A 6,794-nucleotide genomic window follows, 5' to 3' on the forward strand; every position below is an offset into this window, starting at 1 on the left:
TGAAAGGCGCGGACGACAGCAATCTGTCGGAGCGCGAGTTGGGCATGGCTTTCCCCGGCAAGACCGGCGAGCTGGTCAACCTGCGCGAAATCGAGCAGTTGGTCGATCAACTCAACCGCTTGCCCTCCAATCAGGCGCAAATGGAATTAGCGCCGGGCAAGAACGTCGGCGGCAGCGAAGTACTGGTCAAGAACACCCCGCAAAAGCCTTGGCGCGCCGGGTTGTCACGCAGCAACGACGGTCTGCAAAGCACCGGCGAGCAGCAGTGGGGCACGACGTTTGATTGGGACAGCCCGCTGGGCCTGGCCGACCAGTTGAATCTGCGCGGCGGTCACGATGCAGTGAGCGATCACCAGCACACCTCCAGCAACGCAATGCTCAATTACAGCCTGCCGTGGGGCTGGTGGAACTTCAGTTACACCTACAGCCAGAGTGACTATCGCTCATTGGCCCAAGCCAACGGCTTCAACTTCAAACAGACCGGCGACAGCGAAAACCATCAACTGCACGCCGAGCGGGTGATCCATCGCGATGCCGTGAGCAAAACCTCGCTCAGCACCGGTCTGTCGTACTTGCGCACCAACAACTTCATCGAAGACAGCAAGCTCAAGCTGAGCAGCAACCGCATCAGCGAAGCACAGTTCGGCATCAACCACGGTCGGCGAATCGGCAGTGCATTCGTCAACCTCGACCTCGGGATGCAAGAGGGGATCGGTGCATTCGACGCTCAGGGTAACGACCATCCAGGCCCTGGTGAACCCGACGCGCGCTACCGCAAATACACCGCGACCGCGAGCTACCTGCAGCCATTCAAGGTGTGGGGCGAGTCATTCAGCTTCAGCAGCCTTATGACCGGGCAGCACAGTGAAGACGTGCTGTTCAGCCCGCAGCGCACCAGCCTCGGCGGGCTGTCGTCGATTCGGGGTTACAAGGATCAATCCTTGTCCGGCGACAGCGGTGGTTACTGGCGTAACGACCTGCGCTGGAACCGTCCAGTCACCCTGGAATGGCTGCGTCCGGTGTTCGCTGAATACGGCACCAGCCTCGGTTACGACCAAGGCGTGATCACCCATGATCGATACAACGCCGATCAACACGGGCGCATGTCCAGCAACTCCATCGAGCTGTTTGCTCGCGGCCAGCACGTGGCGGCCAGCGTGACCTTTGCCCATTCCCTGGAACGTCCGGACACCCTGACCGAGCGCGAAGCGCCGATCTATTTCCGCATGGATTTCTTTCTCTAATTTCGCCTCATCGAGACCTTCGACATGGACGCCCGCCAATTCGCCTTCCTGAGCCGTCAGCCTTCTGCTGCTGTGAGAACCCGCGAGCACTTCTGGGGTATGCCCAAGCGCGGATTGGCGTTCCTGTTGGCGAACGTGATGTTCTGGCAACCGATGTGGGCGCAGGCCGACGGCATCGTCGTGGCCACGCCGGGCACCAGTCTCGGTCAGGCGGGCAATGGCGTGCCGATCGTCAACATTGCCACGCCCAACGGCACGGGGCTGTCGCATAACCAGTTCCACGATTACAACGTCGGCACCCAGGGCGTCATCCTCAACAACGTCGCCGCGCAAACCGGTGCGACGCAACTGGGCGGGATCATCGTCGGCAACCCGAACATGACCAACCGGGTCGCGGCGCAGACCATCCTCAACGAAGTGGTCGGCGGCAGCCCGAGCCAGTTGCGCGGTTACACCGAAGTCGCAGGGCAGTCGGCACGAGTGATCGTCGCCAACCCGTACGGCATCAGTTGCAACGGTTGCGGGTTCATCAACACCCCGCGGGTGACCCTCACCACCGGCAAACCGGTGCTGGATAACGGACGTCTGGATCGCTTTCAGGTGGATCAAGGCAGCGTCACCATCGACGGCGCCGGGCTGAACGCCAACAACGTCGACAGCTTCGAAATCATCACCCGCAGCGCAAAGATCAACGCCGAGATTCAGGCGAAAAACCTGACGATTGTGGCCGGCCGCAACGACGTCAACGCACAGACCCTCAACGCTACCGCGCGCGCCGATGATGGCAGCGCCAAACCACAACTGGCCATCGACAGTTCGGCGCTGGGCGGCATGTACGCCGGGGCGATCAAACTGGTAGGCACTGAAGCCGGGGTCGGGGTGAAACTGGCCGGGAACCTGGCGGCCAGTGGTGGTGACATTCAGATCGATGCCAATGGTCATCTGAGCCTGGCGCAGACCGCTGCCACTGGCGCGATCAACGTCAAAGCAGCGAGCCTCGACGCCCAGGGACCGGTCTATGCCGGCAGCGCCGTCAATGTGCAAACTCAGGGCAACCTGACGAACCAGCAAACCCTCGCAGCGCGGGACGGCATCGTCCTGAGTGCCGGCGGCCAACTGACCAACAACGGCATCATCGAGGCCGGGGTCAACGCGGATAACAGCCGCAACGCCACGGGTGATGTGAGCCTGACAGCGCAGAACCTCAACAACAGCGGCAAGAGTGTGGTTGCCAGTCGCAATCTGATCGTGAATACCGCGCAGACGCTGACTAACCAGGGCGGTACGCTGAGCGCCGGGCAAACCGCCAACATCACCGCCGGGACCCTGGATAACCAGAACCAGGGTCGGGTGTTGAGTAGCGGCAATCTCAATCTCGCGGCCAATCAGGTACTCAATGGCAATGGTCTGATTGCCAGTACCGGTAATCTCAATGCCACCCTTGGTCACCTGAACAATCGCGCTGGCGAACTCTCGAGCCTGGGCGCCGCGACGTTGCGCATGGCGACTCTGGATAACGTGGCAGGGTTGGTGAACGCCGGTCAGACCTTGAGCATCACCGCCACGGCGGCGGTGAACAATCAGGGCGGCAAACTGACCAGCCTCGACGCCCTGAGCCTTAACGCCGGCAAGGTCGATAACAGCAGCGGGGGGCGGATCGCCAGCAACAAAGCGCTGACCGCCAGTGTCGTCAGTCTCGATCAGCATGATGGTGGGCAACTCACCAGCGCTACGTCGTTGGCGCTGGATCTGAATCACGGCGAGCTGAACAACCAGAACGGTTTGATTAACGCCCCGTTGCTGGTGCTAAAAAACCTCGCGCAGGTGGACAACCGCAACGGCGAAATCTCCAGTGCCCAAGCGTTCACGCTGGCGGCCGACAGCCTCGACAACAGCAACGGCAAACTGCTCGGCAACCAGGCCGTGACCCTGCGCGTGCAGCAGTCCCTGACCAACGTTAAAGGCGTGATCGCGGCGGAAAGCGTCGATGTACAGGCCGGTAGCCTGAACAACAACGACGGCACCCTTACCAGCCGCACCAACCTCGATCTTCGGGTTACCGGCCAGCTCGATAATCAGGACAACGGGCTGATCAACGCTACTCAAAACCTGAACATCAACGCGGCGAGTTTGAACAATCAGAACGGCGGCTCGTTGCTCGGCAGCGCCATTACCATCGACTTCAGCGGCGCCATGGGCGATCTGAACAACGCCAACGGCCTGATCACCACTGCCGGGCAATTGAGCATCCGCAACCTGCGGGACTTGAACAACCGTGACGGTGAACTCTCCAGCAGCCAAAGCTACACGCTGAAGGGTCGCAACCTGGACAACAGCGACGGCAAACTCATCAGTCGCCAACAACTGGACCTTACTGCCGATGCCACCACTAACCTCAATGGTCTGATTTCCGGATGGCAAAGTCTGAGCCTTTTGGGCGGCAGCCTCGACAACCGCAATCATGGCACCTTGTCGAGCCGCGACGGTGACGTGCTGGTGGACCTTACCGGCGCTGTGCGTAACAGCAACGCTGGCGCTCTGGCCAGTAACGGCACGTTGAAGGTCACGGCGGCCAGCCTCGACAACAGCGACAACGGCATTCTTTCCAGTGCCGGTGCGCAAACTTTCGTCATTGCCGGAACACTGAATAACGCCCAAGGCGGTTTGATCGACAGCGGCGCCGCTTTGGATATTCAGGCTCAAACCCTGAGCAACGCCAATGCAACCATCAACGCCCAAAACGACATCAGTATCACCGGCACCCATCTGAACAACAGCGTCGGTACCTTGGCCGGCAAGGGCGCGATCACCCTCGATCTGCTCGGCACCCTGACCAATACCAACGGCAAACTGGTGAGCAACGGCCCACTGGTGATCAAGCGCGCGCAGCAAATCGACAACCAGGGTGGCCAGCTTGCAAGCCAGGGTTTGCTGAGCCTGTTGACCGGAGGCCTCGATAACCGCAATGGCGGCACTGTCGCGGCCAGTGATTCGTTGACCATTTCCGCCAGCGGCACCGTACAGAACAGCGCGGGCGGTCAGATCTTCAGCAGTGACGCAGGACTGACGCTCGACGCCGCCAGCTTCGATAACGCCAAAGGCATTGTGCAAAGCCAGGGCGATCTGACGGTGAAAACCGTCGGTGCCATCGATAACCAAAGCGGGCGCATCGTCGCCAAGGGCAGCAACCTCGACATCACCGCCGCCAGCCTCGACAGCCGTGGCGGTGTGCTCTCCAGCCTGCAAGGTGCGTTCAGTAGCCATATCACCGGCGTACTGCGTAACGGCTATGACCTGAACAATAACCGTCAGGGCGGGATCATTCAGGCCCAGAGCCTGGACCTCAAGGCGCTGGCCGGCCTCGACAACTATGGCGGGCGAGTCACCGCGCAAACCGGTGATGCCATCGTCGACACCGGCACCAACGGCAACTTCGACAACCGCAATGGCGGGCTGTTTGCGCTGGGGCGCGTCAGTGTCTCGGGCAAGGACTTTTACAACAACGGCGACACCGACAGCCAGGTCGGAGCAAAACAGATCGACCTCAGCCTGCGCGGCGCCTTGAACAACCGCAAAGGGATCATTGAAAGCACCAGCACCCTGAGCATCAGCGCCGGTGGTGTGGACAACCAGACCGGCCAGTTGCGCGCACTGGGCACTGCCGGCAAAACAGCATTCAGCATTGGTGGCGTGTTCGACAACAGTAGCGGCACAGTCGAAAGCGCCAACACTGATCTGAGCCTTGGCGCTGGAGGACTGCTCAACATCGGCGGCAACGTACTGCACGTCGGTACCGGTATTTTCGATATCGCGACAGGTCAACTCGGCAGTGCCGGCGGCACCTTCGTCACCCGTGGCAGCCTGACGCTCACCGCCGACGGCTGGACCAACAGCAGTGTGATCCAGGCCGATCGCCTGACCGTCAACGTCAACAGCCTCAATCAGACATCCGGCGGCCAGTTGTTGGCCGTCAGCCAGTTGACCGGCAATGGCGGCAGTTGGAACAACGATGGCTTGATCGCCAGCGATGGCAAACTCGATCTGACCCTGTGGGGCAACTACAGCGGCAATGGTCGCCTCAGCAGCCTCGGTGATCTGACGCTCAAAGCCAATCAACTGACCCTCAACGCGGCGACCAGCATCGCCGGTGGTGGCAACACCACGGTTAACATCAATGGCGAGTTGAATAACCAAGGCCGTTTGACCTCCAGCGGCGACCTGATCATCACCGCCGCCAACCTTAACAACTACGGCACGATCGGTTCCGGTAAAGACCTGACCCTCACCACCGGCGCGCTGCTCAACAGTCGCGGCCTGATTTCCAGCGGTGGCGATATGCGGCTGCTGCTGTCCAGCTTCACCAACGCCTATGGCCAGGTCTATGGCCTGAGCAACGTGCACATTGGCCGAGACCGCGACAGCGGCAAGGCCGACTTGCTGGACAACCGCTCCGGCGATATCTACAGCGCGCAGGACCTGATCATCAATGCCCTGACGGTGAACAACGTACGGGATATTCTGGAATACACCGCGCATGAGAAAAGTTCGGTGGTTATCACAGAGCTGGACTGCAACCTGATCCCGATTGCGGGGTGCGACTTCCGCAGCGGTTCGCGTCGTAACGGCCATTGGGAGATTGCCGAGACTGACCGCCTGAAGGTCTCTGACAGCAGCGAGGCTGCGAGTCTGACCAGCGGCGGCGAAATGACGATCAACGCTCAGGTGTTGAACAACACTAGCAGCACCATCGCGTCCACAGGCAACATCACTGTCACTGCCGACACAATCAATAACACCGGCCTGCAAGAGCAGGACATCATCACCAAGCGCACATTCTGGAACTACGTCGACCAAATCTTCGCCACGGTGCCCGCGGCGGCGGCCTTCAACGATAAAAACAGTCCGACACCCTCGGCCACTGTCGAGTCGGATCTGAGCTATTTCATCAGCCTGCTGGGCGGCGGCATGCTGACCGAAAGCACCACCACGGTAGCGGGTTCCGACAGTTCCTATGATGCGGTGATCCAGGCCGGCGGCAACATTTCCCTCAACGCGACGCAGACCATCGACAACAGCGTGGTGCGTCCTTATTACAGCTACGTCGCTGGCGGAAAGACCAACACTGAGACGGGTACCGGCAACGGCTTCTCCACGCCGGTGACTATCAACGCGCAACTGCCGCCGGATCTTGCCCAACAGCACGTCAACCCGGTGGATCTGCCCGGCTTCAGCCTACCCACCGGCCAGAACGGGATCTTCCGTCTGAGCCAGGAAGGCATCAGCGCCCCGACCTCGACCGGCCCGCAGAGCTGGACGCTGAGCGGCGGCAAAGTCACCGCCGGTGCATCGTCTACGCCGGTCACCATCAACCGCGTCCAGGGCCTGCCCAGCAACGCTGGCAAATCCCAGCCGCACAAATACCTGATCGAAACCAACCCGGTCCTCACCGACCTCAAGCAATTCATGAGCTCGGACTACCTGCTCCAAGGCTTGGGTTACAACCCTGATCAAAGCGCCAAGCGCCTGGGCGATGGCCTCTTCGAACAGAAA

Annotated in this window: 2 protein-coding genes; both read left to right on the forward strand. The window is 60.7% G+C overall.

The genetic code is table 11. The features are described from left to right. Nucleotides 1–1,244: ShlB/FhaC/HecB family hemolysin secretion/activation protein (locus AC1D2P_RS29915; protein WP_477811742.1), on the forward strand; the 1,244-nt coding region annotated here is incomplete at its 5' end. A 24-nt stretch (nt 1,245–1,268) separates the two neighbouring features. After that, a partial coding sequence (locus tag AC1D2P_RS29920; RefSeq protein WP_477811743.1) for a two-partner secretion domain-containing protein occupies nt 1,269–6,794 on the forward strand: 5,526 nt, incomplete at its 3' end.

Source organism: Pseudomonas sp. P1_F1_2, from assembly GCF_056405815.1.